Raw genomic sequence first — 26,233 nt, 5'->3', positions numbered from 1 at the left:
GCTACCAGGGTTCATATCCAAAACCTATTGACGAATAACCTTGATAAGCATGTTGATGGAGCTGTACAATACTCCCTTCCATTTGAGCGGATTTAACAAGCGCACCTCGTCTTCCGGTGTTATACAGATTTAGATCCACAACACCTTGGAGTAAATGAATATGGGCTCCGTTCGCTACTGCAATTGGCGGACCGGTAACGCCATAAAAAGTGTGATAATGACCATACTTAATCCCAGAAATACCTTGGTATTGATGGACATGCTGGTCATAAGAAGTACCGTTCACATTGAAAGTGTACAGTCGCAAAAGATGATGATGCCCTAATTCTTCCGAAGTTACCGTTGTGAAGAAATGTACATGAGCTGGTGGAATGCTCCTCATCACACAAAAGCCCCCTATGAGTAGGATATGCTTCATCCTATTCGTAGGGGGCTTTTGTCATGACGAAGGCAATGTATAAAGATTGGATTGACCGATTTTCATCTTTTTATCATCATATACACGTACTTCAACTTGTTGCGACTTACCTAGTTCAATTACAGGATTAGATGCAATATCAACATAAAGCGTATCTTTTCCATCGAAATTAGACTTAACTTCCTGCCCATCAATATACACATTACAGGAGGAGAAAAATGGTGAACCTGTTACTTTAACTTTTTTGTCTTCTACCGTGACTTTTGAAATGATAGGATCACCATATCCTAACGTATACGTAGGTTGAACGATCGTTTCTTTGTAGCCTTTAGCTTCATAGCCGTATCTGCCCCCGAAGAGATTATCATACTGCAGCTTCTCATAACCAGCGAGATCGCTCTCCTGAATGTTATATCTCGACCACATGTCTTGCGGAGGAATGACAGGTATTTTTTTTGATAAATCATATAAATAATCCGTATAGTAACTTCCCTTTACCCCTGCCAAATGCAGTAGCATCGGCCCCAAAAAAGAAGGACTTGAAGTTAGATTCAGCTTCTCTTGTTCAGCAGGTACGAAGTTATTCCAAATCACAAAAGGGGTGTAATGTGTCTTCGTATACAGATCAGGGTCATCAGGAAGCACATATTTGGCATCGCGATATACTTTATAATCTTCCTCAAAGAAAGGGAAATGGTCCCCGAAAAATAAAATAATCGTCGGTTCTGACTTTTTCGAATAATAATCAACGAGAGATTGCAGAGCCTGATCCGTAGCTGTAATACCTTGTGCATAAGTTTCTAAAATACTTTTCGACTCTGCCGAAATATCACCAGTAACCTGAATCGTATTTTTACTGAATTTATCAGGAGGGTAAGGATGATGATTTTCCATCGTATTAGCAAAAATGAAATCAGGCCCAGCGCTTTTTTCTGTTTCCTCAATAATTTTGTTCACAACGGCATGATCCGCATAGTTGGGTCCTGAGAAATCATTTGGGAAATATTCACTTGAAATAAACCGCGAAAAACCGAAATGCTTATATACTTTTCTGCTATCAAAGAAATAACTGAAGAATGGATTAATTGCTGTCGCTGTGTAGCCTTGTCTAGTCGTAATGCTCGCCAAGGAATCTACACCGTGATTCATATATTCGATATAAGGAATTATCTTATCAGGCGATTTTCCAAAAAAACGCATGGAGTTCCCAGATAAAACCTCAAATTCAACATTTGCTGTACTACCCCCGAATTGAGGAGATAACATCTTACCGCTTGTGAATTTTTTCTGCAACTCATGCAAATGTGGAATAGGATCGCGGCTAAAAGTTACATTTTTCATCGTCGTCGGATCGAAAAAGGACTCCCCAAGTAAAACGATAATATTTGGTTTTTTATCATTAGCAGCTGGTTTATCAGGAATTTGGTCTAAAAGTGTAGTAATTGCATTCTTACTATAACCATCTGGCTTCGCGACATTTAGAAAGTTAAGCATCTGAACAGTGGAGTATAAATAACCATTTTCATCGTAAGTAATCGTTTGATCCCAAGGGACCGTGTAAACCCCATATAGTTTTGTAAAGGAAAGGGGCTTATCTGCATACAGACTGGTCGCCATTACAACAGCGATTACACCGTAAACACAGCGTTCGATCCAGTGAAACTTCATTTTGCGATTACGTAAAATGAGATGAAACAGACAAGCCACAATAACTATAAACAGCAATGTATAGCCTACAATACGATTAGTAAAATATTCGCTCAAAAACTTCCTGTACTCCATAAGTTGATTATTAAAATAAAGATCCCATGGATAATAAGGTGAGCCAATCGCCTTTAATTTACTGCCGCTAATCGCTCCAAGTGGCAGCAATATGGCACAAAGGAGCCAAAACGACATCCGTGAACGACCAGTAATAGCGATAAGAAACAAATACATAGCTCCAACAACGAAATAAGCAAGCACCATGGCTAAAGGATACGTTGTCATCCAATGATGAAACTCCTTGTAAGTGCCCCTCTCTAGAAATTCAACCATACACATTAATACAAAAGGAAGTATCATAATCATTGCGCGAGTAGGCAGCTGCTTTAGTGCCTTAAGTAAAGTAGTCATTCGTAAAACTCCTATTTATCAGCTTATAAAAACCCGACTCTCCGCATGGAGATGCCGGGCATAAATTAACTTTAGATCAGGTATCATTGGATCCTTCAGAACTAATCTATTCTAAAGCTTGTAAAAACTACGTGACCAATATCTTTTCCGTCCTCAAAATAGGTATTGAACAAGTCGTCAAAATCAAAATGTAAGCCCAATGCTTGCTTGTCCAGCTACAATAATCACTTCAGCTCCATTCAACATTATAACCCAAAGATGATAATTGTCACCATGAAACGCAAACCGAAACTCGATTTTAATACACGAACAGATCCCAAAATCGAATAGATAACAACCCACGACTCCACGACCCATAACCCATAGCCCTACAACGACGCACCCAGGTTATTACCACAACATTGAGGGGGGGATCCCGCCAAAATCTGCATTCTGTGCTATCTACAAGTCGTGGAGGATTCTAATGTTCTTTGACTTGTACATATCACAGAATTTGTCGTGTTGCGAATATAGCCCTAAGTTAGCGGTTTTGTAATTGGGAAATATTATGTAAAAACATTTGCGCACGAACGTTTGTTTGGTATAATAGTCATGGAACATAGGTTCTCGTGAGAGGTGATTAGGATATGAATACTAAATCAATTGCTAGTGATGCGTCATCTTCTGTAACAGAAGAGGCGTATTGAGGATTTTCTTATGAACTTGCGTTGGTCTAATGGATTCATTGTCCTCGATGTGATCACCATGAAGCTTTTCAAATTCATTCCCGCAGATTGTTGGAGTGCAAAGAGTGTAGAATGCAAATTTCGATAACCGCGGGCACAATTATGCATAAATCGAAACTTTCCTTGTTAACCTGGTTCAAAGCTATCCAGCTTGTGTTTACAAGCGGTATTGAAGTTACTGCGTACAAATTATCAGAGATTCTCCATATTAATTATAGAAGTGCTAAGCTGCTGCTTGATAAAATTTGTTTTGCAATTAAAGTTGAGGAAAGTAGATTACATGCCTTGCGTAAAATGAAAGCTATTCGTTCTGAATCAACCAAATCAAAGTTTCCCATGACGAATATCATCGAAAATTGGTGTGATCCGTTTGATCTCAAGACATATATAGAAGTCAAATTATCCAAACTTACTCAGCAATCGTTGATGAAAACCTTTGTGTCCATTCATTTATATTCAAGATTCCTGAAGTGTTTTCAGTTATGATTGAGTTGAAGGCTGTAATCTGAGCAAGTATTGTATTTGACGGGATTCTTATTTTCAGTCAAGATGGTAGTGATAGTTACAACTTTTCGAAGAATTAGGAGAATACTGATGAAAAGGGTTGTTCAAGCCCCCATCCGTTTTTATCGGAAGTTTATTTCGCCGCTAAAGCCCCCAACATGCCGATTCTATCCAACTTGTTCGCAATATGCGTTAGAAGCGATTGAGGTTCATGGACCTATGAAAGGTTCCTGGTTATCTGTGAAACGGATTTGCAAATGCCATCCTTTTCACCCTGGTGGTGTGGACCACGTGCCTGCAAAGAGGGGAAATTAATATAGTGAATCTGTTGGCTTGACATGAGGCTGTTTTTTTCGATATATTGTGCTTAAAGATGCTAAATATTGTTTATTTCGATGAACGGATAAGTACAATCAGATGCCTATGAACAGAGAGCCGGGGCAGGTGAAAGCCGGTATAGGAGAATGTTTGGAATATGGTCCCGGAGAATAGACCTTCGAGCTACTCAGCATAAGAGTGTATAGCAAGTGCTTACACAAACTTTGCCAGAGAGTAAGCTGGTCTCGTGTCCCAGCGTTAATGGGCAAGTCGTAATAGACTTACTGAGCCCCGAGCTTGTGAAAGGCGGGGGAACCTGGGTGGTACCGCGTGAGTTCAACTCTCGTCCCAAGATGGATGAGGGTTTTTTGTGTTTTCTACTAACCGCTAATGGAGGAACGAATAATGTCCGAACAATCAAAAACATTTTATATTACCACGCCGATCTACTATCCAAGTGATAAGCTGCATATTGGTCATGCGTATTCGACTGTTGCTGGAGATGCTATGGCGCGGTACAAAAGGTTACGGGGTTATGATGTTAGGTATTTAACAGGAACAGATGAACATGGACAGAAAATTGAACGTAAGGCGCAAGAAAAAGGAACAACGCCACAAGCATTTGTGGATAATATCGTTTCTGGGATTAAAGATCTTTGGGCGAAACTGGACATTTCTTATGATGATTTTATTCGTACGACGGAAGATCGACATAAGGATGCGGTTGCTAAAATTTTTCAGCGTTTACTGGATCAAGGAGATATTTATTTAGGCGAATATGAAGGTTGGTACTGTATTCCGGATGAATCTTTTTTCCTGGAGAGTAAGTTAGTCGATGGGAAATGTCCTGATTGTGGGCGTCCAGTGGAGAAGATGAAGGAGCAAACGTATTTCTTCCGGATGAGCAAGTATGCGGATAGACTCGTCCAGTACTATGAAGAAAATCCTGATTTCATCCAGCCAGAATCGCGTAAGAATGAGATGTTGAATAACTTCATTAAACCAGGTTTAGAAGATCTAGCTGTATCGAGAACGACTTTTGACTGGGGAATTAAAGTTCCTGGAGATCCTAAGCATGTCATTTATGTTTGGATTGATGCGCTTTCCAATTATATTACAGCCCTTGGTTACGGCTCTGATGATGAGACGATATTCAAAACGTATTGGCCGGCAGATGTGCATTTAATGAGTAAGGAAATTGTACGTTTCCATACGATTTATTGGCCGATTATGTTAATGGCGCTTGATTTGCCATTGCCGAAAAAGGTGTTTGCACACGGATGGCTGCTTATGAAGGATGGCAAAATGTCCAAGTCCAAGGGCAATGTTGTAGATCCTGTTACTCTTATTGATCGTTATGGTTTGGATGCTCTTCGTTATTACCTCATGCGCGAAGTGCCATTCGGAGCAGACGGTACGTTCACACCAGAGAGCTTTGTTGAACGTGTAAATCATGATTTAGCTAATGACTTGGGGAACTTATTGAACCGTACGATCGTGATGATCGATAAGTATTTTGCTGGTCATATTCCTGCCTATATTCCTGGTGCTACTGAATTTGACGAAAGTCTGTTGGAGACGGTTCGTACAACTGTTGCTAAATATGAGGAATCAATGGAGAAAATGGAGTTCTCCATCGCACTATCCGCGGTGTGGCAGTTGATTAGCCGTACGAATAAATATATCGACGAAACACAGCCATGGTCGATGGTGAAGGATGAGGTCAAGCGAGATACGCTAGGCTCAGTCATGTACGTGCTGGCGGAATCTCAGCGCATCTCGTCTGTTCTTCTTCGTCCTTTCTTGACGAAGACACCAGAATTGATCTGGGAGCAGCTAGGGCTAGCAGCGGAAGATTTACCACGCTTGACTGCGTGGGAGAGCGTGCAGTCCTTCGGCCAACTCCCTACTGGCACCAAGGTGCAAAAGGGAGAGCCTATGTTCCCTAGACTCGACGTAGCGGCAGAAGTAGCCTACATCGTCGAGGCAATGGGTGGCGGTGCTTCGGTGAGCGCCGATGAACCAAAGGCAGCAGCGCCAGTATCCGCTGCAATTACTTCTGTGCCAACGCCGGAGCCCAAAGAAGAAATCGGTATCGACGATTTCGGCAAAGTGGAGCTGCGCGTGGCACAAGTGATTTCGGCGGAGCCTGTGAAAGGCGCCGACAAGCTTCTCAAGCTGCAGCTCGACCTCGGCTATGAGCAGCGTCAGGTCGTTTCGGGCATCGCGAAGTTCTACACGCCCGATGATCTTGTTGGACGCAAAGTCATTTGCGTCACGAACTTGAAGCCTGCCAAGCTCCGCGGCGAGCTGTCTCAAGGTATGATTCTCGCCGCTTCACATGGCGATCAGCTTACATTAGCGACCGTTCCGGATTCGATGCCAAACGGTGCGATAGTGAAATAATAGCCTCATCACGAAAGGCCTTTCCCAGATTTTCTGGGAGGGGTCTTTTGATTTTTGAGAGTAGTGATGAGGGTATTTTTGATAACAAAGGGCAAGCTAAAGGAAACTAACCACGGAGTGAATGAGATGCTTATTTGGCGTATAGGAAAAGGGTTAACTATAGCGATATTAATCATCACTTTGACAGCTTGTTCGTTGTTCGGTGGAGGCGGGAAGAAAAAGGAAGAAGCAAAAAAAGATGCTGAAGCAAAAACTCAAGAAAGTGTCATTGATCAAGAATTAAAGAAACAGTATCAGATGTTCAATGAAGTGATTAAATACCAAAAAGAACAAGATGCGAAACTTATTAAAGAATCAGAAGAGCGTTATAAAAAGCTAAAAGAAGAATCAGACAAACCAATAAAAGGCAGCAGCGAGGAAAAACAGAAAGCCAAAGAGGCTAAAATTGGGCAAGAGGGATCCGACGATTCGGGTTCTGGTGATTCTGGAGATTCCAGTAATTCAAGTGATTCTGAAACTTCTGAAGAGGAGTAAGTTCTGAGGAATACGGAGAAAAACCACTGGTAGAGTAGAAATGGCCATGCTGTGAACAATGCAGCTGGCTTTTTTGACTTTCCTCCCGAGATATATTGACTTCAATAAACCCACCTCGTATAATCAAAACGTTAATAAAAAAAATTACGATTTAGAGTGGGTGTTTATTCAAATGACAAGACATGCAAAGCGTTTTATCTACATAGCTTTATTGATGATAGTTGCTTGCTGCATTGCGGGCTGTGGAAGCTCGAAAGCGGGATTAGTAGAGGGAAAAGTAAATGTTGTAACTAGTTTTTATCCCTTGTATGATTTCACGAAACAAATTGGCGGCGATTATGTAAATGTGATTAATCTTGTCCCGACTGGTGTGGAGCCGCATGACTGGTCTCCAAAAAGCAGGGATATCAAAAATATGTCAGGTTCTCAAGTATTCGTATATCAAGGCGCAGGCTTTGAAGGCTGGGTTAAAGATTTTCTAGGAAGTCTATCAAGTAAATCGACAGTGCGTGTCGTAGAAGCAAGTCAAGGGGCTAATTTGATCACAACGGATGAAAATAAAAAAGAATTTGATCCTCATGCTTGGCTAAGCCCGTTAAATGCACAAAAAATGGCTAATAATATTAAAACGGCTTTAATTGAAGCGGATCCAGCCCATAAGGATGCATATGAGCAAAACTATCAAAAGTATAATGCTAAATTAACGGAGTTAGACGCTAGATACAAAAAAGAACTTGCTAATACTACAAAAAAAGAAATTGCAGTATCTCATCATGCTTTTGCATATCTATGTAGAGACTACGGCTTGACTCAAATGTCCATCATGGGCTTATCACCGGATGCAGAGCCAACAGCGCAAGATCTCAAACAAATCAACGCCTTTATTAGAAACCATCAGCTCAAATACATTTTCTTTGAGGAACTTGTCTCGGATAAGCTCGCAAAGACGCTAGCTAAGGATGCAAAGGTGGACACCCTAGTACTTAATCCACTAGAGGGACTTACCAAAGAGCAGATTGATGCAGGTGAAGATTATATTTCGATTATGGACAAAAATTTGAAAAACCTAGTCCTCGCGTTACAATAAAGGGAGTAGGACCATTCTTAGTTAGTCAGGGGTAATCAGATGGAAACTAGTAATAAAATGTTGTGCCATCAGAAAATCGTTTCAATCGATCAGATTTCATTTTCATATGAAAATAAGGCAGTGATAAACAATCTCCAGTTTGATGTGTTTGAGCGCGATTTTGTTGGTGTGATTGGTTCCAACGGCGCTGGTAAAACGACGCTTCTGAAAATGTTAGTTGGTTTATTGAAACCAACTAATGGAGAAATCCGATTATTTGATCGTCCATTGAATCAATTTAAAGACTGGGAGCGTATCGGGTATGTGCCACAGAAGAATGCCTTCAATCCTTTATTTCCAGCAACAGTGAGGGAAGTTGTGCTTTCTGGCATGTATACCAAAAAAAACGTATATCGCCGACTCTCCAAAGCTGATTTGCAAAAAGCAGAAGATGCGATGCTGGCGATGCGCATAGAAGATTTGGCCGATCGGCGTATTGGCCAGCTCTCGGGAGGCCAACAGCAACGAGCTTTCTTAGCTCGTGCGATTGTGAACAATCCAGAGCTGCTCATCCTAGATGAGCCTACGGTAGGTATTGATGCCGAAACGCAGATTGGTTTCTTCCGAATGATCAAGCATATGCATCAGCATCATCATATGACCTTCATTATGGTTTCCCATGATATGGAGATGATTCAGTCTTATCTTGGAACAGAGCCACAGCAAGTAAGTGGCGGCATCAAGTTTTATGTGAAGCATACCCATGATCCCGAGGATTGCCGTGAGACGAATCTAACACATTCACTCGGCCAGATTCGAGAGATGATCGGAGTTCAGTAAGGAGCGGGCGTTTTGGACATATTTACAGAGTACTTTTTTCAACGTGCATTAATAGGTGGATTATTGATTGGGCTTACTGCGCCATTAATGGGCGTTTTTCTTGTTCTAAGACGTCTATCTATGATAGGGGACACGCTAGCACATGTTTCGATCGCTGGCGTAGCACTCGGTTTTTTGATTAATGTGTACCCACTAGGCGTAGGACTTGTATTTGCCTTACTGGCCTCATTTGCTATAGAACGATTGCGTAAGGCATATAAAACCTACGCTGAGCTTTCCATTGCCATTATCATGTCAGGCGGCGTCGCATTGGCAACGTTACTTTTTACCCTTGGCAAAGGGTTTAATATGAATGTAATGAGCTACTTGTTCGGCAGCATTTATACATTGGATTCCACGGATCTATGGGTGGTTTTAGTTGTGTGTGTGCTAGTTATCGGTGTAATTGCTTTTCATTTTAAAGAGTTTTTCTTGATGTTCTTTGACGAGGATGCAGCGAGTGTAAGTGGACTTCCTTTGAAATTTTATAATATGATGATTACGATGTTGACGGCACTTGTCATTTCGGTTGCTATCAAAATTGTAGGTGCCTTATTAGTTTCTTCGTTGTTAACAATACCTGTCGCATGCAGCTTATTAATTGCACGTAGTTTCAAACATTCCGTTTTCTTAGCGATTTTATTCTCGGAAATTGCTGTCATCGTTGGTCTTGTTGTAGCTGGAATTTGGGATCTGGCACCAGGAGGGACGGTTGTACTGAGCCTCATCGCTATTTTAATTGGGATTATTTTAAAAAGAGGATTGAGGATATAAGTCATGGATTCAGTTAATATATGGATCGCCCTCTGGGCGGGTATAGCATCTTTCATTTCACCTTGTTGTTTGCCTTTATATCCTTCGTTCTTATCCTACATAACAGGCATTTCGGTCAGTGAACTTAAGTCAGGGAGAACAACGGTACAAGTTAGGCGTCAAACCATGCTCCACACTTTAAGTTTTATCGTGGGCTTCTCCATCATTTTTTACGCATTAGGACTAACAGCTGGCTTTGTCGGCAGCTTCTTTATTGACTATCGTGACTTGCTTCGTCAAATCGCTGCACTTTTAATATTTGTAATGGGACTATTTTTACTCGGAATATTTCAACCGCAATGGTTAATGAAAGAACGTAAACTGTCCATTAAATTTCGGCCAGCCGGTTATATTGGTTCAGTCTTTGTCGGTATGGGTTTTGCAGCGGGGTGGTCACCCTGTGTTGGGCCTATTCTTTCAGCCATACTTGCGTTGGCAGCAACAGAACCTGGGACCTGGTTTCAACTAACCACTTCATATTCGCTTGGGTTTGCAATCCCTTTCTTCGCCCTTTCCTTTTTCATTGGTTCAACCAAATGGATTCTACGCTATTCCAACCTGCTTATGAAAATTGGCGGAGGCTTGATGATCGTAATCGCCATTTTACTTTATACAGGTAAAATGACGCAAATCACCCTTTGGTTGAACTCGATTACACCAGATTTCTTGAAATTTTAAAAATTCAAGTAAAATATTCAATCTTCGCTTGAGGGAATTTTTCGAAAATTTGTTCCGTGATAAATTCCCTCAACGCGGTAGATTGTTCATCTTTGTAAACATATTTGCCTTTCCCATATTTACCCCATTTGTATTTTCTTTTTTCTTCGTCCATTTCTAGCTTTGTTTTGGGATAGCGCTTCTCAATAATATTTTTGGCTGTTTTCGTGAAACGATGTTGAATCATTTCGAAGGTGAGATCGTGTGTGGCTTCTGCTGGTAGTGTGCTGTAGAGCTTTTCAAGCAGCGTTGCATAGCCTTCCTCCCAGCCCTCGTGCCAAATAATTGGCGCTACAATGAAGCCGAGAGGATAGCCAGCTTTGGCTACTTTGCCCGCCGCTTCGATCCGCTCATGAAATCGAGATGTGCCTGGCTCGAAATTTTTGATCACATAATCCGCATTCACACTAAACCGAAAACGAGTATGTTTGTTATGTTTGGCATCTAATAAAGGCTCCACATGATGGTACTTGGTGACAAATCGCAGACGGCCGTGCTCTTGTTCACCCATAAACTCGATTAACTGTTTGAGCGAGCCAGAGATGTGCTCAAGCCCTACTGGATCGGAAGTACACGCGGCTTCGAAACGTGTGATTTCAGGCTCTCGTTCCTCTATATAGCTCTTAGCCGCCCCGAGGATATCGTCGATGTTTACATAGACACGAAGGTATGGCTTCGCACCCATCGTAGTTTGCAAATAGCAATAATGACAATGTCCCATGCAGCCTGTTGCGATCGGTATCGCATATTCGGCGGATGGCTTAGACGTCTCGAATTTTAATGTTTTTCGTATACCAACGACTAAGGTTCGCTTGGCAATCCGATATTTATCAAGTTCGGTTTCACCAGGCAAATCGCGGATTTGGTTATGAGAGGTCGTCATATGAATCTCAAGGCCTTCTTGCTCAGCCCATTTATAAATCTGCTTTCCTTTGGGATAATTCAGGGCATCTGGTTCAAAATAAACAAGCTCTGGCACGAAAATCGCCGTGCTGGGCTGCGGCCTTGTAAGTAACTCAGTAGACATGAGGGCCTCCTTTACAAATGGGAATGACAATCTATTATTTTAGTGTTCCAGAGAGTAGCACTTTGAAATCATGGGAGATTTGACCGCATCTGGGTAGATGGATTATGATAGGAAAGCAGTATGGCTTGAAATTCGCACAGCAGGGGGAAATATAGCAATGGCTACGCCAAGTATGGAAGATTATTTGGAGAGAATATACAAGCTTATCGATGAGAAAGGTTACGCTCGTGTTTCCGACATTGCTGAAGGGCTTGAAGTGCACCCCTCCTCCGTGACTAAAATGATTCAAAAATTAGATAAAGATAATTATTTAATCTATGAAAAATATCGAGGTCTCATCCTTACGCCCAAAGGAAAGAAAATGGGCAAACGTTTGATGGATCGTCATGAGCTTTTGGAAAATTTTCTAACGACAATTGGTGTCCATGAGGACAATATATATAAGGATGTCGAAGGCATAGAGCATCATTTAAGTTGGGATTCGATTACGTGCATAGAAACCTTATTGGAATACTTTCGAAGAGATCCCAGTCGAGCAGATGAACTTATGAATGTTCGTAAAGAATTAGAGGCAGACAATTAGGCAGAGACCGTTTACGGTACTCTGTCTTTTTCTTTTTTTTGTGGGAATAGAAACAAACTGCTCTCGCATACATACCTAAGAAGCCCTACGAAATAGAGCTATGGGAGGATGCAGGGTATGAAGATTAATGGCGTGTTTGAAGGTGGGGGCGTCAAAGGGATTGCCTTGGCTGGCGGTGTGAGCGCAGCCATTGAACAAGGGTATACCTTCCATAATGTCGCAGGTACAAGCTCTGGTTCGATTGTAGCTGCTTTGTTGGCCGCTGGCTATTCGGGGGAAGAAATGAGGGAGTTGATCCTTAGAGCGCCTTTCAAGTCATTTATGCAACGTTCTCCCATATTCAATACGAAGATCATAGGACCCGCGGCACGCTTGTTGCTCAAAAAAGGACTTTATTCCGGGGAAGCTTTGGAAGATTGGGTCAATAAACAACTAACGGCGAAAGGAATTCGTACGTTTGGTGATCTTCAGCCAAATCAGCTCCGCATTATTGCTTCAGATATTACACAGGGCAAGCTATTGGTTCTGCCTAATGATATAGCCCAATACGGCATCGAGCCTGGCAAGCTTTCGGTTGCCAAAGCGGTGAGGATGAGCACGAGCATCCCATATTTCTTCGATCCTGTTAGAATCCGGCGTAATATAAAAAGCTCTGAGAAGGCTAAGCCTTTCTCAGAGCAGTTTAATTATATCGTGGATGGCGGCTTGTTAAGCAACTTCCCACTTTGGGTGTTTGACAATGAGATGCCGCGTGCTAAGCTCATTCCTGTTATTGGCTTCCAACTCGTTGGAAAGAGTGATACCCCAACACATACGATCCGAGGACCTATTACGATGCTAGAAGCACTCTTTAGCACAATGCTAAGTGCCCATGATGAACGCTACATTGAACAGAAGAATCGCTTTCGAACCGTTAAAATTCCTACGCTAGGCGTTGGGAATACACAATTCACTATCTCCAAGGAATTAAGCATGTCGCTGTATGAGTCGGGCTACTTGGCGGCCAAAGCGTACTTCAAAAGTTGGTCAGCCAGCACCTATGAAGAAAATTATGAGAAATATGTGATGCGACCTCCACATAAATCCTTGACTTAGTGATATTTCGGGAAATCATCTTTATCGGAATCTTTCGTACCGTTGATGACGCGGAATTTCGCGTTCTTCGTTTTACCTTTTTCAGCTCCACGAGGAATGGAAGGTTTCTTCCAACGGGAAGGTGGGAATTTGTACAGTAGAAAAATGACCCCAAGCACAAAAATAGGAATGAGAAAAAATCTAAAATTAGCGAGCAAGCCTATTGCAATCAAAACGCCTATGGCAATTTCAATCGGAGAAAACTTTCTTCTCATGCCCGTCCCTCCATAATTCGTTTTTCCGCTTCTAGCATGCGGTTAAAAGATGCAATGGACACCTCGACTTGACTGTCTTCAGGTTCTTTGGTTGTAAGCAATTGAAGCCAAAGACCAGGATAACCTAAATAACGAAGTACAGGTACTTCACGAAGGGAATTCGTAAAACGTAATACCTCATAAGAAACACCGATAACCAATGGTAACAAAATTAAACGCTGCACAATACGTTCGACTAATCCGTCGTAGTGAAGGAACGAATAGATCACAACACCGATTAATACGGTGAAAACGATAAAGCTGCTGCCACAACGGTAATGAAGTGTGTTGAACTTTTGAACATTGCTTACCGTTAATTCCATACCTGCTTCATAAGCGCTGATCACTTTATGCTCTGCGCCGTGATATTGAAACAATCTCCGAATCATAGGTGTAAGAGAGATGAAGTAAATATACCCCACTAGCAAAATGATTTTGATTACACCTTCTATAAGATTATGAAGAATCTGATTGCTAAATACATTTTGAAACAAAAACTGTTCAATAATAGCTGGAACTAAAGTGAAAATGAATTTCCCGAATAAAAATGAAAGGACACCGACGAAAGCGACACCTAAAACCATGGAAATACTTGAAAAAATGCCGTTTTTCTCTTCTTTCTTCGTCGTGTCAGCCTCACCTTCTTGCTCGGCGAATGACTCGGCGGAGAAATTCAGATGCTGTGCACCTTTGGCACTGGACTCGATAATTCCTACAATTCCTCGAACAAAAGGAATTTTCTTAAGTGCTTGAACCCACGGAATCACTTTCTTTGGTACTTCCAAAAAATCAAGGGAACCGTCTTTTTTGCGCACAGCAGTTACATGCACATTTCTTCCTGCGAACATGACGCCCTCGATGACGGCTTGTCCTCCGTATATACTGTTTTGTTCTGCCACAAGATTCACCTTCTCATCTTTCTCGAATTCAGTTACTCACTTTCTTATTGTAACGGATTCAGGTGTTGAATGCTACCGATAGCGACAGAACATACTATGATTGCCAATGAAAAGACAAGCCTTATCGGTAGAGAAAGGATGATTGCAGATGACAAGTGCGCATACCGCGAAGAAAAAACAGACGAATCGCTGGGTATTTGTGCTATATATCGGTTTTTTTGCCGGGCTAATATGGGGCGCCCTCAAAATCGTCGAGAATTACTTTAAGTTCACAACCATTGGAATTGGTTTTCTGGTTGAGCCTTTTTTCAAACATGATTTTTTTAATACTTGGATGGGACTATTTTTGGGGTGGATCATGTTTGCTTTATTCTCGATTTTTGCTGCATTCATCTACATGGTCACCATGTGGAAGCTGCGCAGTCCTTTTTGGGGGATAGGCTATGGCGCACTATGGTGGGCGATCATTTACCTCATTATAGGGCCAATTACGGGGATGGTGTATTGGATCACAGAGCTAGAGCTCAATACGATCATCAGTGATGCTTGTTTATTCCTCGTATGGGGGATGTTTATTGGGTACTCTATTGCCATTGAATATACAAGCGCAAGAACGACACAGGCTATACCCAAGACATGAAAGTTATGGTAAAATATCAAAGGTTAATTAGCAGTAAGCAGCTAGTTGCCTATGACGATTGTTGCGGGAGGATTTTGAATTGAAAAGGGTTCTAGTTTTGAATGGTCCGAATTTGAATATGCTTGGCATACGTGAACCCGGTGTATATGGAACCGTCACACTTTCTTCCATCATTGAAGGTTTGCAAGAGCTTGGAACCGAGCTTTCGCTCGAATTGGAGAGCTTCCAATCTAACCATGAAGGCAAGATTATTGACAAAATTCACGAAGCGTATGGTAAGAAGGATGGCATACTTATTAATCCTGGTGCCTTCACCCATTATAGTTATGCGATTCGTGATGCACTATCTACGGTCCAATTGCCAACGGTAGAGGTTCATATTTCGAATATTCATAAACGTGAAGAATTTCGTCATCATTCGGTCATTGCACCCGTCGTAATTGGGCAAATTTGTGGATTTGGCGCAGATAGCTATGCGCTTGGTTTACGAGCTTTACTACCCCATCTGTAAGAAGGAATGGTGATTTGGATGCAGGAGAAACGTATTGAACGTCTTCGCGAGGCTATGCAACAGCAGGAATTACCGGCACTACTCATCACGAACGCATATAACCGTACATATGTATCTGGTTTCACTGGTTCATCTGGCTATGTACTTATTACGTTAGACCGTGCCATTTTATTAACAGATTTCCGTTATATGACACAAGCGCCGCAACAAGCTAAATTGTTTGAAGTGGTAGAACATAAAGCCAAGGCGATTGAGTCCGTAAGAGAGCTCTTGCAGCAGCAAGGTATCACGAAGCTTGGATTCGAGCAAAGCGACGTGTCTTATGGTGATTTTCTCAACTATCAACAGGGCCTTCCGGGCATTGAATTCGTACCAACTTCACGTCTTGTTGAATTGATTCGTATGGTGAAAGATGAAGCTGAATTGCAAGTGATGCAGGAAGCGGCTGATTTGGCCGATCAAACCTTCTCACACATCCTTAATTTCATTAAACCGGGTGTCAAAGAGTTAGATATCGCACTAGAAATTGAAGTGTTTATTCGTAAAAACGGAGGCACCTCGACATCTTTCGAGACTATCGTAGCTTCTGGTGAGCGTTCGGCTTTGCCGCATGGTAAAGCAAGTGATCGTGTTCTCCAATTAAACGAATTTGTCAAATTGGATTTTGGAGCGTATTATAAAGGTTATTGCTCTGATATCACTAGAACAGTTATGCTAGGAAAGCCAACAGACAAGCATAAAGAAATTTATGATATTGTATTGGAAGCACAGTTGAATTGTTTGGCAAACCTGAAACCAGGCATTACGGGCAGAGAAGGCGATGCGTTCGCACGCGATGTCATCGTGAAGCGCGGCTATGGCGATTATTTCGGTCACGGGACCGGACATGGGCTGGGGATGGAAGTACACGAATCTCCTCGCGTGTCGAAAACCGAAGATATGATTTTAACTCCTGGTATGGTTGTTACTGTTGAGCCTGGTATTTATCTCCCTGATTTTGGCGGAGTTCGAATTGAGGATGACGTAGTAATTACTGAGACCGGCATTAAAATACTTACACATTCTACCAAAGATTTTCTTATCATTGACTAGCGGAGGGATTTACAAGTGATATCAGTAAACGATTTTAAAACAGGTCTGACAATTGAAGTTGAACATGATATTTTTACAGTTCTAGATTTCCAACACGTTAAACCAGGTAAAGGTGCTGCATTTGTGCGCTCCAAGCTGAAAAACCTACGCAACGGTAACACCGTTGAGCGTACTTTCCGTGCGGGTGAGAACGTTGGACGTGCTCACATCGAGAACCGTGAAATGCAATACTTGTACGCAGCTGGCGACGAGTATACGTTCATGGATACAGAGACTTACGATCAGATTTCCCTTGCCCATGAACAATTGAAATGGGAATTGAACTTCCTGAAAGAAAACATGAACATCAAGATTATGAGCTATCAAGGTGAAATTCTAGGGATTAACCTTCCTAAGAGCGTTGATTTGAAAGTTATCGAAACGGATGCAAGCGTCAAAGGAAACACAGCACAAGGTGCTTTGAAAAATGCGAAAGTGGAAACAGGTCTTAATGTGATGGTGCCACTGTTCATCAACGAGGGCGATGTTCTTTCCGTTGATACAGATGACGGTAAATACCTTTCCCGCGCTAGCAACTAATAAGATAAGCCTTTCGGACTTGTAGAAGTTCGAAAGGCTTTTTTTCACCACATAAGAATTTATAAGTTTCCGGTACTTGGAATAACAAATTCTTATTGGCGATAAAAACAACCTCTAAACGCGGTCGCTCCTCCTCGAAGTATCTCGATAGAAGTTTTTCTCATTTCTTACCACAGTCCGCCAATTGTATGCTATAATATTGAATTGTTATGCACAAGTATGCGTTAGGAGTGGGTCAGCTTTGTCTCTTATAGTGATGAAATTTGGCGGTAGCTCTGTCGGTGATGCGGAGCGAATGAAACGAGTTGCAAAAAGAATCGTGGAGCGTAAACAAGCTGGACACAGCTGTGTTGTTGTCGTTTCTGCGATGGGTGATACAACGGATGATTTAATCGACTTGTCCAAGCAAATTTACGATGGAGCCCCACCGGCTCGTGAAATGGATATGTTGTTGACGACGGGCGAGCAAGTTTCCGTAGCGCTTTTATCGATGGCCATACATAATCTTGGTGAACAAGCGGTTTCGTACACCGGGTGGCAAAGTGGCATTTATACGGAGCCTGTACATGGTAAAGCTAGAATTACGGATATTCAACCTCATCGTGTCCTAAGCGCGATTGAACAAGGAAATGTCGTCATCGTGGCTGGTTTCCAAGGGATGACCGAAGCTGGTGAGATTACAACTTTGGGCCGCGGCGGCTCCGATACAACAGCAGTAGCACTTGCAGCAGCGATCAAAGCGGATCTTTGCGAAATTTATACCGATGTTGATGGTATCTACTCAACGGATCCTCGAATTGTGAAAGTAGCTAGAAAGCTTGCTGAAATTTCCTATGATGAAATGTTGGAGCTTGCCAACCTTGGAGCGGCAGTCCTCCATCCTCGTGCAGTTGAGTATGCGAAAAATTACAACGTGACCCTCGTGGTACGTTCAAGCTTTAATTACAATGAAGGCACCAATGTGAAGGAGGAAGCAGTGATGGAGCAAGGAATCGTCGTTCGTGGCATCGCATATGACAAAAATGTAGCAAGAATTAGTATTCTGGGTGTTCCTGAGAAACCAGGTCAGCTTGCGAAAGTTTTCCTAGCACTTGCTGAAGTGCAAATTGACGTGGACATTATCGTTCAAAGCGGTGTGATTAACGGATCTGCGGATTTCTCTTTCACAACGACGTTGGCTGATCGTGAGAAAGCGCTAGATGTCATTGAACAAATACGCGCTGAAGTTGGTTTCCGTGAAGTGACCTCCGAAGTTGATCTTGTTAAAGTTTCGATCGTTGGTGCTGGTATGGTTAGTTCCCCAGGTGTTGCAGCTACGATGTTCAAAGTCATTTCTGATCTTGGCATTACAATCTCGTTGGTAAGTACTTCAGAGATTAAAATGTCTTGTGTTATTGACAATACGAACTTAACTGATGTGATCCGTGCCCTTCACACAGCATACGGCCTAGACACAGCGGAGCAAGCCTTCGTTGGTGGACCAGAAGATCGCAGATAACTTGGAAATCTTAATGGAGTTTGTCCGCAATGAAGTAAGCAAGCTTCAATAGAAATGCCGTTATGCCGGCTGCCATTAATGGTCCTACCGGAATGCCGCGCATAAATAAGATGCCAAATATAGAACCAAGGACAAGACCCACAATTAATTGTGGGTCTACTTTTAGTAACTCCAACCCTTTTCCATTCATGTAGGTGGCAATCGCTCCGCCCACGAGGGCAATGATGCCAGGCCATGTTGTGAAGACGGAGAGGATATCTTTCATCGAAATACGGTCACTTGCAAATGGAATCAAAACGCCGATTGTCAGGAACAGTAAGCCAAGCTCCAGACCTCTACGCTCCATGGTAGGGAAATAGCGATCGAGACCAATTAACTTAATGGCAAGTAAAAGACAAGCCGCAGTAGTAATGATCGGTGAACGTCCTATGAGTCCAATTATAATTAGAATAACTAAGAGTATATCCCCATTCATATACATAACCCCTCGTCCTCATCGTCGTCATTTTAGTTTATGAAAGGGGCTTGTATTTAGAACGCATGGAAAGGGGACTAGCGCTGAAAAGGAACCATCTGATCGTGTTCCAGAACGGGAACGCAATCCGTTATATTAGCTTTGGCACAAAGTTCGACATCCGCGAGGAAGCCGGACTTTTTCATTTTTTTACCGTTGCTGCAAGCGAGTATGGTCTCGAATAAGTGATCCTTAGCTTCGAGATAGCAACCGCGCATCGCTAGGCCAAAGTCATTCGTTACCATGTGCTGTTCGCCAAGTAAAGCCGCGATTTCATCTAGGATGAGGCCGGCACAGAGGCCGTCCTCTAAAGAAAATACATCTTGCGTACCTGCACAGACGATCACCGTATCCCTTTTCAGATCAATTGCTACCACAGCAGTAGCTTTAGCATTCATAATGGCTCCCGCAAGCACACGATCGGCTTTTATTGCTTTTTGGATCCCTCTTGTGCCATTGGTGGTCGTCATGAGGATGCGTTTGCCTTGAACTGCTTCGCGCGTGAACTCGAGTGGTGAATTGCCAAAATCAAAGCCAGGAATTTTTTTGCAATAGCGCTCTCCACCAAGTAAATCGCCATCTCTCGCCAATTCCTTCGCTTTATTAACCGTATCAACAGGGACTACTCCCTTGCTGCCATTCATCAATGCGGTGATGATTGTGCTGGTTGCACGTAAAACATCAACGACAATGACGGTTTTATGGAGAAACTCGTCACTTCTTGCTTCGCCGATGTTGGCGATCACCTCGATATGCATGTGCCAATCCTTTCTGGAAATATAGAATTTATAGGTTTCACCTAATAAATCGGCTATATTTTAGATAAACGAATTCGTCCTAAGAAGGACTGTGTAGCCGTTTATTTCATACCTAAGGACATCGTGTCAGAACGGAGTCCTCTCCTCAAAGCTTCTAATGCAATGACTTCATCTGGGGAAATATTGCCCAAGTGAATGTCGGGACCGAGGGAGTTAATTAGGTGCACCTGTTGGGTTTTTAGCGGCGCTTCCCACAAGAGTTTATTCCCTGAAATGGAAGCAAGTACACTGTGCAGTTCCTCATCTTTACATTTCCCTTCCCCATCGAAAATGCCAACACCCATGCCAGATTCACGTGCTTCAATCGTGACAAGGGAAGCACCTAATTCCGAATCGATTAAGAACGTATCAATTAATTCGGCTAATTCTATGGAGGAGCCCCATCCTTTTTTTCCATACTCCGTAACGACTTCTAACCCTTCATCTAAACCTCTGGCAATTAGCTTATTCCGTATTCTACGATCCATTTGAATGGTACCATCGGATATTTCAACGCCATTAAAGCCGAGCGCAAGTATCATGTCAAAAAATGAATCTACCGCATTCTGGGTTACAGCCACTTCCAGAAAAGTACCTCCCGGGTAAATGAGAATGTTATTCTCTTTGGCTAGGCTTATTTTGCTTCTTAGCACGGATTGCGGATAAAGCGGTGAAGTGCCGAATCCAAGTTTGATCATATCCACATGGCTACTAGAGGTTTGGAGCAAATCCTGAAAGGCAAGCATGCCAAGCCCCTTATCCATCACCATCGTTTTCCCCAACGTTCTTGGTTTCATCTGCCTTTGTCCTGTAGGATCGGCTAGAACGGGGTTCCATTTTAATTGAGAGGTCACTTCCATCAGTATTTCTCCTCACTGTCCTTCGAAGGATCAATTATGTGTACAGCATATGCATGAGCACAAATGGAGGTGCCCAGCATGCCTAAAATGAGACGAGCTCGCATAAGGTAGGGAAAAGCATATGCTTCCGAAGCGATTTTTAACGCAGCCATACTCCGCTTCGCTTGCAGGGGCTAATCAAAACTTTTAGGAGGTGTAGTTGTTGATGAACAAGATCGTAATTACGATGGCTTCCTTGCGGTTGATGTCAGGGAGTGTTGAAATTATTGCAGCTATTCTCATGCTCAGACTAGCGACGATAGAGAAGGCGTTGTTGGTGAATTCAGCTCTAGCACTAGTAGGCCCTCTAGTACTATTAACTACGACAACGATTGGATTAGTAGGCATAGCTGAAAAGCTCTCATATGGGAAGATGTTGTGGATCATAGCTGGGGTCAGTTGTCTGTTTATTGGGATTATTAAAAAGTAATCGGTCATATTTCTTTCTAGTAAGCATAGAAATGAATATAGAAGACTGGACAACTTGGAGGGCTCTCCCGATGCTAGCGAGTATTTCACACTTGTTGCCGCAGAACATCCGATTCATGCTAAGCGAGCTTCCACCGAACGTACAAGCTAGTGTGGAAGAAATCAGGGTGAGAGAGTCACGTCCCCTTGAAATTAGTTGGGCGGACCGATATGCCTTCATCAGCGAGCGTGGTCATATGATCACGCAGGAAGAATTGGCTTACAAACCATCTAGGCAAGATTGTCTAACACTGCTTGAGATCCTTACGAATCATTCGTTGTACACGTTTGAAGAAGAACTGCGGAGAGGCTATATCACCGTTTCGGGCGGTCATCGAGTTGGACTTGCTGGGCGTACGATCCTTGACCAAGGTCAAGTGAAGCAAATTCGCGATGTGAGCTCCTTTAACATTCGGATCGCGCGCGAAATTCAAGGTGTGGGTCAGGAGATTTTACCCTATCTGGTTGATCAGAGTATGGGAAACATTCATCATACCTTGATCATCTCACCGCCGCAGCAAGGGAAGACCACCTTAATTCGTGATTTGGCCAGACTGATTAGCCGAGGCGAGTGGGGGGCTAGGAATAGCTCTCTATCCGGCAAAAAAGTAGGCATCGTAGATGAACGCTCCGAATTGGCAGCTTGTGTCAAAGGGGTGCCGAGATTCGACTTAGGACCGCGCACAGATGTGTTAGATGGTTGTCCGAAGGCAGAGGGGATGATGATGATGATTCGTTCCTTATCACCTGAGGTCCTCATCGTGGATGAAATTGGTCGAGGTGAGGATGCGGATGCGATTCATGAAGCTATTCACACGGGGATTCGTGTTCTAGCGACAGCACATGGCGCAAGCTACGAAGATGTCCGTAGACGACCAGTTCTTAGGGAGTTGATAGAGGCAGGTGTTTTTACGAAATATGTGATCCTGCAGCGAAGAAAAGGTGCTTCTGCTTCCTTTCGGATCCTGGATCAACAAGGTAAGGCAATGGGAGATGGATGACGAACGCAAAGGACGATGATGATGCTGAAATTCGTTGGAGGGGTTCTGATCTTCGGTGCAGCGTCGATGTATGGCTTTCTGCAGGCTGCTCACTATGTAAGACGACCCAAGCAAATTCGTATACTTATTGGGGCACTTGGCCGAATGGAGACGGAAATTGCTTATGCGCTTACGCCGCTTCCAGAAGCTTTTGCTTCATTAAGCAAGCAAGTTGCTGATCCGCTTTCGACCTTATTTCGTTTAATGTCAGAACGGTTGCTCGGAAGCAATGGTGAATCGACTAAGGATCTATGGCAAATGACAGTCAAAGAAGTCTGGGCAAGAACCTCTATGCGGCAAGCTGAGCAAGAAGTGATTCTTGGGCTTGGACCTGTACTGGGGCTTTCGGATCGAAATGACCAAATCAAACACTTACGACTTGCGATTAGCCAACTACAATCGGAAGAAACGGATGCCAGAGATGAGCAGCAGCGCTACGAGAAAATGTGGAAAAGCCTAGGTGTCCTAATCGGAGCGTTAGTCGTGATTTTAATGTATTAGTGGGGATGATTTATCCGTGCATGACAAGTTCCTTGAAGGCGGAGTGAGGTGCCAGAAATGAATGTAGATGTGAACGCCATTTTCCAAATCGCCGGCATCGGAATCATTATCGCGATGATTCATTCGGTGCTGAAGCAGATGGGGAAAGAGGATATGGCACACTGGGTCACGGTCATAGGCTTCGTGGTCGTGCTTTTTATGGTCGTCAGTATGCTGGATAACTTGTTCAAAGAAATTAAAACTATTTTCCTATTCCAATGAGGTGGTCTGATGGAAATCATCCAAATCGTAGGATTAGGACTCATCGTCACGATCTTGACGCTCATTATCAAGGAACAGAAGCCGATGTTCGCCTTTTTATTAGCTGCTTTTACAGGCATAGTCATTTTCTTGTTTTTAATAGGCAAAATTTCTTCGGTTATTCAAGTCCTTGAGGACTTAGCGGTGAAGTCGAATGTGAACCTCGTTTTCCTCAAAACGATTTTGAAAATTATAGGCGTTGCTTACATTGCCGAGTTTGGCGCACAGATCGTTCGAGATGCTGGGCAAGATTCCATTGCTTCCAAAATCGAGCTGTCGGGTAAAGTGCTCATTATGGTTATGGCGATTCCAATCATTACGGTCATCATCGAAACCGTGGTTAAACTGCTCCCTGCTTAGTAGATTCACCTAAGGAGTGACACGCATGCACCTACTTTATTCGCACCAGAAGCTGAACAACCGGTGGATCTTATTATTTATTTTAACGATGGGCCTGTGGCTCGGCTTATCGGGTTCCTTAACTGCCGAATCGCCTACAGATATCATCATCCAAGAACAAGCGAATCGCTTGAATACAGAGCCGGTTGAGCAATATTGGGATAAGCTGATGAAGGAATATGGAGGGTATTTCCCTGAGAGCAAGCCTCCGACCTTCATGGAACTTCTCATTGGGACCAAGGGCATCAGCATGAAGAGTATCTTTAAAGGACTTCTGAGCTATATTTTTCATGAGATTATCATCAATGGCAAGTTATTGGCTTCCATTGTTGTTTTGACCGTCTTTAGCATGATTCTGGAGACGCTGCAAAGCTCTTTTGAACGAAACACGGTAAGCAAGCTAGGCTACACGATCACTTATATGGTATTGATCATCATTGCCATCAATAGCTTCAGCGTTGCGATCGGGTATGCCAAGACAGCCATTTCGTCCATGATTCAATTCATGTTCGCCATCATGCCCTTGTTACTAACTTTATTAGCATCCATGGGAAATGTAACTTCAGTAGCCATCCTTCATCCTCTGATTGTATTCATGATCCACTCAGTGGGAACGGCGATATATGTGTTTGTTTTTCCGCTTTTGTTTTTCTCGGCAGTGCTGCACATCGTTAGCTCACTCAGCGACAAGTTTAAGGTTACACAATTAGCAAATCTGCTGCGCACCGTCAGTTTAAGTATGCTGGGCGTGTTCGTAACGGTCTTTCTTGGTGTCATTTCTATTCAAGGTACGGCGGGTGCGGTTAGAGATGGTGTAGCGATTCGAACAGCAAAGTACATTACAGGGAATTTCGTGCCAGTTGTAGGGCGACTGTTCTCGGACGCAACGGAAACTGTAATAGGGGCATCTCTACTTGTCAAAAATGCAATAGGACTCGTTGGTGTTGTCATCCTCGTGCTCTTGTGCGCGTTTCCCGCGATCAAAATCTTAACACTAGCTTTTATCTACAACTTATCCGCAGCCCTGATGCAGCCTTTAGGAGATAGCCCGATCATCGCTTGTTTACAGACGATTGGTAAAAGCTTAATTTATGTTTTTGCAGCGCTAGCGGCAGTAAGCTTAATGTTTTTTCTTGCCCTGACCATCATGATCACAATTAGCAATGTCTCCGTCATGATGAGGTGAAAGGAGCTAGGCGATGGATTGGTTAGCAGGATGGCTGAAAACCGTCATTATGGTCATTATGCTCGCGACGTTTGTTGATCTTCTGCTCCCCAGCAATACGATGCAGCGGTATGTGAAGACGGTTTTGAGTCTATTTATTCTACTTACACTGCTCACCCCTGTGCTTCAGCTGTTCCAGAAGGATTGGGATATGGATCAGCTGCTTAGTCGAGCGGAGAAGGAGCAGAATGAGAAAACAATGCTTGCAGGCGGTTTTGGAAATCAAACACAAATGAAGTCATTGGCAGCCATTACGAACGATGCTAATAAGATTCAAGATGCAGAACAGAAGAAAACGCAACATATCGTTCAAACGCAATTAGCCGGATTGATTAAAGAGGACTTGCAGAAACAAACGGAATGGTCAGTTCAGGAGGTACAAGTTCAAGTACAAGTAGACAATAATGGGAAACCCAGCATTACCAGTGTGAAGGTGACCCTTGATGATATAGAAACGAAGAAGCAACCGACAACCAAGAGTAACAGCATTGCTGCGATGGAGCCTGTCAAGCCCGTAGATCCGATCAAAATTGGGTCTGCCGCGAAAGTGCAAGATCGTCAGACTAATGCGCAAGGAGACTTGCAGTCAACCCCTAAAGCGTTGCCTAGCGAGCAAGAAAAGGATCGACTTAAGCAAGATATTTCACGGAATTGGTTAGTAGATCCTGCCAAAATCGAGATCGAAACCTTACAAAGCAAAGGATGGATGGCGAGGTGAATGGATGGGAACATTGCTGCAATGGATGGAGCACAAATTCGGCGGCGGACCAGGTGGACCTAAACGTAAAAATACGTTGCTTTGGGTTATCATGGTTGGGCTTTTAGGAGCTGCGCTAATGATCATCAACGCATTTATACATGTCAAAGATCTGGATCCCATCAACACAGGCAGAGCGTCTCCACCAGTGGAAAGTAAAGAAACCTTTGCAGGAAGTTCATCAAAGGAAAACGCAAGCTTTCATGATTATGAACAAGCTTATGGCGACCAACTGAAAAGCATCCTGCAGCAAATTGTCGGTGTTGGGGAAGTGGAAGTGCTCGTTACCATTGAATCAACGGAAGAAATGACCGTTGACAAAAACTATAACGATAATCAGACCATGACAACAGAACGCGATAATGGTGGCGCAACACGCAACATATCCCAGGTAACGCGAAGCGGTGAAGTCGTTATTTATCAAGTATCAGGTGACCAGAAGCCGCTTGTGCTCAAATACATTAAACCCAAAATTAGAGGTGTCATTGTTGTTGCGAAAGGTGCAGAAAATCTCACGGTGAAGAAGATGATCATGGAAGCCGTTGAGCGAGGAATGGACGTTCAAGCAAGTAAAATTTCGATTTTACCGCGCAAAACAGGAAATTAATTCAGGGAAATATC

General features: G+C 43.0%; 31 protein-coding genes. 23 read left to right on the top strand and 8 right to left on the bottom strand.

What is annotated here, in order from left to right; translation table 11 throughout:
- Position 1 precedes the first annotated feature (1 nt).
- Both ACSQ8P_RS22645 and ACSQ8P_RS22640 read right to left on the bottom strand, forming a co-directional pair.
- Positions 2-382, bottom strand: a complete 381-nt coding sequence (locus ACSQ8P_RS22645) for a YmaF family protein (protein ID WP_436237236.1) — start codon at positions 380-382, stop codon at positions 2-4.
- A gap of 57 nt (positions 383-439) precedes the next feature.
- Complete coding sequence (locus ACSQ8P_RS22640) at positions 440-2,533, bottom strand: LTA synthase family protein (RefSeq protein WP_436237235.1); 2,094 nt, start codon at positions 2,531-2,533, stop codon at positions 440-442.
- A 797-nt stretch (positions 2,534-3,330) separates the two neighbouring features.
- On the opposite strand from ACSQ8P_RS22640, the gene ACSQ8P_RS22635 reads away from it, so the two are divergent.
- The 8 genes from ACSQ8P_RS22635 to ACSQ8P_RS22600 all read left to right on the top strand — a co-directional run bounded on the left by ACSQ8P_RS22635 (position 3,331) and on the right by ACSQ8P_RS22600 (position 10,456).
- Complete coding sequence (locus ACSQ8P_RS22635; protein ID WP_436237234.1) at positions 3,331-3,744, top strand: hypothetical protein; 414 nt, start codon at positions 3,331-3,333, stop codon at positions 3,742-3,744.
- A gap of 108 nt (positions 3,745-3,852) precedes the next feature.
- Complete coding sequence (yidD, locus tag ACSQ8P_RS22630; protein ID WP_436237233.1) at positions 3,853-4,077, top strand: membrane protein insertion efficiency factor YidD; 225 nt, start codon at positions 3,853-3,855, stop codon at positions 4,075-4,077.
- 408 nt (positions 4,078-4,485) lie between these two features.
- Positions 4,486-6,486, top strand: a complete 2,001-nt coding sequence (gene metG / locus ACSQ8P_RS22625; protein WP_436237232.1) for a methionine--tRNA ligase — start codon at positions 4,486-4,488, stop codon at positions 6,484-6,486.
- 54 nt (positions 6,487-6,540) lie between these two features.
- Entirely contained in the window at positions 6,541-7,020 is a 480-nt protein-coding gene (locus ACSQ8P_RS22620) for a hypothetical protein (protein WP_436237231.1), read from the top strand.
- A 172-nt stretch (positions 7,021-7,192) separates the two neighbouring features.
- Positions 7,193-8,107 carry a metal ABC transporter substrate-binding protein gene (locus ACSQ8P_RS22615; RefSeq protein ID WP_436237230.1) on the top strand — a complete coding sequence of 305 codons (915 nt, stop codon included), beginning with the start codon at positions 7,193-7,195 and terminating at the stop codon, positions 8,105-8,107.
- 39 nt (positions 8,108-8,146) lie between these two features.
- Positions 8,147-8,926, top strand: coding sequence for a metal ABC transporter ATP-binding protein (locus ACSQ8P_RS22610; protein WP_436237229.1), 780 nt, complete (start codon positions 8,147-8,149; stop codon positions 8,924-8,926).
- Positions 8,927-8,938: 12 nt separating this feature from the next.
- Entirely contained in the window at positions 8,939-9,739 is an 801-nt protein-coding gene (locus tag ACSQ8P_RS22605; protein ID WP_056614758.1) for a metal ABC transporter permease, read from the top strand.
- A 3-nt stretch (positions 9,740-9,742) separates the two neighbouring features.
- Positions 9,743-10,456 (top strand): cytochrome c biogenesis CcdA family protein, encoded by a 714-nt coding sequence (locus ACSQ8P_RS22600; protein ID WP_436237228.1) that lies wholly within the window; start codon positions 9,743-9,745, stop codon positions 10,454-10,456.
- Positions 10,457-10,460: 4 nt separating this feature from the next.
- Here the strand turns inward: ACSQ8P_RS22600 and splB are convergent, their stop codons facing one another.
- Positions 10,461-11,522: a spore photoproduct lyase gene (gene splB, locus ACSQ8P_RS22595; RefSeq protein WP_436237227.1), complete on the bottom strand. Its 1,062-nt coding sequence runs from the start codon at positions 11,520-11,522 to the stop codon at positions 10,461-10,463.
- Between the two features lie 157 nt (positions 11,523-11,679).
- On the opposite strand from splB, the gene mntR reads away from it, so the two are divergent.
- Both mntR and ACSQ8P_RS22585 read left to right on the top strand, forming a co-directional pair.
- Complete coding sequence (gene mntR / locus ACSQ8P_RS22590) at positions 11,680-12,105, top strand: transcriptional regulator MntR (RefSeq protein ID WP_436239582.1); 426 nt, start codon at positions 11,680-11,682, stop codon at positions 12,103-12,105.
- 117 nt (positions 12,106-12,222) lie between these two features.
- Positions 12,223-13,200 carry a patatin-like phospholipase family protein gene (locus ACSQ8P_RS22585; RefSeq protein WP_436237226.1) on the top strand — a complete coding sequence of 326 codons (978 nt, stop codon included), beginning with the start codon at positions 12,223-12,225 and terminating at the stop codon, positions 13,198-13,200.
- On the opposite strand, the gene ACSQ8P_RS22580 is transcribed toward ACSQ8P_RS22585, so the two are convergent.
- Both ACSQ8P_RS22580 and ACSQ8P_RS22575 read right to left on the bottom strand, forming a co-directional pair.
- Positions 13,197-13,454 carry a hypothetical protein gene (locus ACSQ8P_RS22580; protein ID WP_436237225.1) on the bottom strand — a complete coding sequence of 86 codons (258 nt, stop codon included), beginning with the start codon at positions 13,452-13,454 and terminating at the stop codon, positions 13,197-13,199. The two genes, ACSQ8P_RS22585 and ACSQ8P_RS22580, sit on opposite strands and share 4 nt — an antisense overlap.
- Positions 13,451-14,341 (bottom strand): DUF1385 domain-containing protein, encoded by an 891-nt coding sequence (locus ACSQ8P_RS22575; RefSeq protein WP_436239581.1) that lies wholly within the window; start codon positions 14,339-14,341, stop codon positions 13,451-13,453. Before ACSQ8P_RS22575 ends, ACSQ8P_RS22580 begins: the two co-directional genes overlap by 4 nt.
- A gap of 199 nt (positions 14,342-14,540) precedes the next feature.
- On the opposite strand from ACSQ8P_RS22575, the gene ACSQ8P_RS22570 reads away from it, so the two are divergent.
- The 5 genes from ACSQ8P_RS22570 (at position 14,541) to ACSQ8P_RS22550 (ending at position 18,712) form a co-directional block, all read left to right on the top strand.
- Entirely contained in the window at positions 14,541-15,032 is a 492-nt protein-coding gene (locus ACSQ8P_RS22570; protein WP_436237224.1) for a YqhR family membrane protein, read from the top strand.
- Between the two features lie 79 nt (positions 15,033-15,111).
- Complete coding sequence (gene aroQ / locus ACSQ8P_RS22565; protein ID WP_436237223.1) at positions 15,112-15,543, top strand: type II 3-dehydroquinate dehydratase; 432 nt, start codon at positions 15,112-15,114, stop codon at positions 15,541-15,543.
- 18 nt (positions 15,544-15,561) lie between these two features.
- Entirely contained in the window at positions 15,562-16,635 is a 1,074-nt protein-coding gene (locus ACSQ8P_RS22560) for a M24 family metallopeptidase (RefSeq protein ID WP_436237222.1), read from the top strand.
- Between the two features lie 15 nt (positions 16,636-16,650).
- The gene (gene efp, locus ACSQ8P_RS22555) at positions 16,651-17,214 is read left to right on the top strand and encodes an elongation factor P (protein WP_056614735.1); all 564 of its coding nucleotides are present in this window, start codon (positions 16,651-16,653) and stop codon (positions 17,212-17,214) included.
- 241 nt (positions 17,215-17,455) lie between these two features.
- Positions 17,456-18,712 (top strand): aspartate kinase, encoded by a 1,257-nt coding sequence (locus ACSQ8P_RS22550; protein ID WP_436237221.1) that lies wholly within the window; start codon positions 17,456-17,458, stop codon positions 18,710-18,712.
- Positions 18,713-18,722: 10 nt separating this feature from the next.
- Here ACSQ8P_RS22550 and ACSQ8P_RS22545 read toward each other — a convergent pair whose 3' ends face one another.
- From ACSQ8P_RS22545 to ACSQ8P_RS22535, 3 genes are all read right to left on the bottom strand, one after another.
- Positions 18,723-19,187: a DUF441 domain-containing protein gene (locus ACSQ8P_RS22545; protein ID WP_436237220.1), complete on the bottom strand. Its 465-nt coding sequence runs from the start codon at positions 19,185-19,187 to the stop codon at positions 18,723-18,725.
- 77 nt (positions 19,188-19,264) lie between these two features.
- Positions 19,265-19,984 carry a 2-phosphosulfolactate phosphatase gene (locus ACSQ8P_RS22540; RefSeq protein WP_436237219.1) on the bottom strand — a complete coding sequence of 240 codons (720 nt, stop codon included), beginning with the start codon at positions 19,982-19,984 and terminating at the stop codon, positions 19,265-19,267.
- A gap of 101 nt (positions 19,985-20,085) precedes the next feature.
- Complete coding sequence (locus tag ACSQ8P_RS22535; protein WP_436237218.1) at positions 20,086-20,883, bottom strand: phosphosulfolactate synthase; 798 nt, start codon at positions 20,881-20,883, stop codon at positions 20,086-20,088.
- Positions 20,884-21,088: 205 nt separating this feature from the next.
- On the opposite strand from ACSQ8P_RS22535, the gene ACSQ8P_RS22530 reads away from it, so the two are divergent.
- The 8 genes from ACSQ8P_RS22530 (at position 21,089) to spoIIIAG (ending at position 26,219) form a co-directional block, all read left to right on the top strand.
- Positions 21,089-21,352 (top strand): YqhV family protein, encoded by a 264-nt coding sequence (locus tag ACSQ8P_RS22530; protein WP_436237217.1) that lies wholly within the window; start codon positions 21,089-21,091, stop codon positions 21,350-21,352.
- Between the two features lie 70 nt (positions 21,353-21,422).
- Positions 21,423-22,391, top strand: a complete 969-nt coding sequence (gene spoIIIAA, locus ACSQ8P_RS22525; RefSeq protein WP_436237216.1) for a stage III sporulation protein AA — start codon at positions 21,423-21,425, stop codon at positions 22,389-22,391.
- Positions 22,392-22,406: 15 nt separating this feature from the next.
- Complete coding sequence (gene spoIIIAB / locus ACSQ8P_RS22520; RefSeq protein WP_436237215.1) at positions 22,407-22,931, top strand: stage III sporulation protein SpoIIIAB; 525 nt, start codon at positions 22,407-22,409, stop codon at positions 22,929-22,931.
- A gap of 57 nt (positions 22,932-22,988) precedes the next feature.
- The gene (gene spoIIIAC, locus ACSQ8P_RS22515; protein ID WP_056614718.1) at positions 22,989-23,192 is read left to right on the top strand and encodes a stage III sporulation protein AC; all 204 of its coding nucleotides are present in this window, start codon (positions 22,989-22,991) and stop codon (positions 23,190-23,192) included.
- Between the two features lie 9 nt (positions 23,193-23,201).
- Entirely contained in the window at positions 23,202-23,591 is a 390-nt protein-coding gene (gene spoIIIAD / locus ACSQ8P_RS22510; protein WP_056614713.1) for a stage III sporulation protein AD, read from the top strand.
- 25 nt (positions 23,592-23,616) lie between these two features.
- Entirely contained in the window at positions 23,617-24,816 is a 1,200-nt protein-coding gene (gene spoIIIAE, locus ACSQ8P_RS22505) for a stage III sporulation protein AE (RefSeq protein ID WP_436237214.1), read from the top strand.
- A gap of 13 nt (positions 24,817-24,829) precedes the next feature.
- A complete protein-coding gene (gene spoIIIAF, locus ACSQ8P_RS22500; RefSeq protein ID WP_436237213.1) occupies positions 24,830-25,573 on the top strand; it encodes a stage III sporulation protein AF in 744 nt (247 codons plus the stop codon).
- A gap of 4 nt (positions 25,574-25,577) precedes the next feature.
- Positions 25,578-26,219 carry a stage III sporulation protein AG gene (gene spoIIIAG, locus ACSQ8P_RS22495; protein ID WP_436237212.1) on the top strand — a complete coding sequence of 214 codons (642 nt, stop codon included), beginning with the start codon at positions 25,578-25,580 and terminating at the stop codon, positions 26,217-26,219.
- Positions 26,220-26,233: the final 14 nt, after the last annotated feature.

Origin of the sequence: Paenibacillus sp. LjRoot153, from assembly GCF_964253085.1 — a bacterium.
Taxonomy (GTDB): Bacteria; Bacillota; Bacilli; order Paenibacillales; family NBRC-103111; genus Paenibacillus_E.
Note: the sequence above shows the minus strand (reverse complement) of the source record. Positions and strands in the feature narration are given on the sequence as shown.

What these genes read in the sequence shown, in the direction of transcription:
- ACSQ8P_RS22645 (WP_436237236.1), bottom strand. Translation starts at nt 382, where the DNA reads ATGAGGAGCATTCCACCAGCTCATGTACATTTCTTCACAACGGTAACT.
- ACSQ8P_RS22640 (WP_436237235.1), bottom strand. Translation starts at nt 2,533, where the DNA reads ATGACTACTTTACTTAAGGCACTAAAGCAGCTGCCTACTCGCGCAATG.
- ACSQ8P_RS22635 (WP_436237234.1), top strand. Translation starts at nt 3,331, where the DNA reads ATGCAAATTTCGATAACCGCGGGCACAATTATGCATAAATCGAAACTT.
- yidD (WP_436237233.1), top strand. Translation starts at nt 3,853, where the DNA reads ATGAAAAGGGTTGTTCAAGCCCCCATCCGTTTTTATCGGAAGTTTATT.
- metG (WP_436237232.1), top strand. Translation starts at nt 4,486, where the DNA reads ATGTCCGAACAATCAAAAACATTTTATATTACCACGCCGATCTACTAT.
- ACSQ8P_RS22615 (WP_436237230.1), top strand. Translation starts at nt 7,193, where the DNA reads ATGACAAGACATGCAAAGCGTTTTATCTACATAGCTTTATTGATGATA.
- ACSQ8P_RS22610 (WP_436237229.1), top strand. Translation starts at nt 8,147, where the DNA reads ATGGAAACTAGTAATAAAATGTTGTGCCATCAGAAAATCGTTTCAATC.
- ACSQ8P_RS22600 (WP_436237228.1), top strand. Translation starts at nt 9,743, where the DNA reads ATGGATTCAGTTAATATATGGATCGCCCTCTGGGCGGGTATAGCATCT.
- splB (WP_436237227.1), bottom strand. Translation starts at nt 11,522, where the DNA reads ATGTCTACTGAGTTACTTACAAGGCCGCAGCCCAGCACGGCGATTTTC.
- mntR (WP_436239582.1), top strand. Translation starts at nt 11,680, where the DNA reads ATGGCTACGCCAAGTATGGAAGATTATTTGGAGAGAATATACAAGCTT.
- ACSQ8P_RS22585 (WP_436237226.1), top strand. Translation starts at nt 12,223, where the DNA reads ATGAAGATTAATGGCGTGTTTGAAGGTGGGGGCGTCAAAGGGATTGCC.
- ACSQ8P_RS22580 (WP_436237225.1), bottom strand. Translation starts at nt 13,454, where the DNA reads ATGAGAAGAAAGTTTTCTCCGATTGAAATTGCCATAGGCGTTTTGATT.
- ACSQ8P_RS22575 (WP_436239581.1), bottom strand. Translation starts at nt 14,341, where the DNA reads ATGTTCGCAGGAAGAAATGTGCATGTAACTGCTGTGCGCAAAAAAGAC.
- ACSQ8P_RS22570 (WP_436237224.1), top strand. Translation starts at nt 14,541, where the DNA reads ATGACAAGTGCGCATACCGCGAAGAAAAAACAGACGAATCGCTGGGTA.
- ACSQ8P_RS22560 (WP_436237222.1), top strand. Translation starts at nt 15,562, where the DNA reads ATGCAGGAGAAACGTATTGAACGTCTTCGCGAGGCTATGCAACAGCAG.
- ACSQ8P_RS22545 (WP_436237220.1), bottom strand. Translation starts at nt 19,187, where the DNA reads ATGAATGGGGATATACTCTTAGTTATTCTAATTATAATTGGACTCATA.
- ACSQ8P_RS22540 (WP_436237219.1), bottom strand. Translation starts at nt 19,984, where the DNA reads ATGCATATCGAGGTGATCGCCAACATCGGCGAAGCAAGAAGTGACGAG.
- ACSQ8P_RS22535 (WP_436237218.1), bottom strand. Translation starts at nt 20,883, where the DNA reads ATGGAAGTGACCTCTCAATTAAAATGGAACCCCGTTCTAGCCGATCCT.
- ACSQ8P_RS22530 (WP_436237217.1), top strand. Translation starts at nt 21,089, where the DNA reads ATGAACAAGATCGTAATTACGATGGCTTCCTTGCGGTTGATGTCAGGG.
- spoIIIAA (WP_436237216.1), top strand. Translation starts at nt 21,423, where the DNA reads ATGCTAGCGAGTATTTCACACTTGTTGCCGCAGAACATCCGATTCATG.
- spoIIIAB (WP_436237215.1), top strand. Translation starts at nt 22,407, where the DNA reads ATGATGATGCTGAAATTCGTTGGAGGGGTTCTGATCTTCGGTGCAGCG.
- spoIIIAC (WP_056614718.1), top strand. Translation starts at nt 22,989, where the DNA reads ATGAATGTAGATGTGAACGCCATTTTCCAAATCGCCGGCATCGGAATC.
- spoIIIAD (WP_056614713.1), top strand. Translation starts at nt 23,202, where the DNA reads ATGGAAATCATCCAAATCGTAGGATTAGGACTCATCGTCACGATCTTG.
- spoIIIAE (WP_436237214.1), top strand. Translation starts at nt 23,617, where the DNA reads ATGCACCTACTTTATTCGCACCAGAAGCTGAACAACCGGTGGATCTTA.
- spoIIIAF (WP_436237213.1), top strand. Translation starts at nt 24,830, where the DNA reads ATGGATTGGTTAGCAGGATGGCTGAAAACCGTCATTATGGTCATTATG.
- spoIIIAG (WP_436237212.1), top strand. Translation starts at nt 25,578, where the DNA reads ATGGGAACATTGCTGCAATGGATGGAGCACAAATTCGGCGGCGGACCA.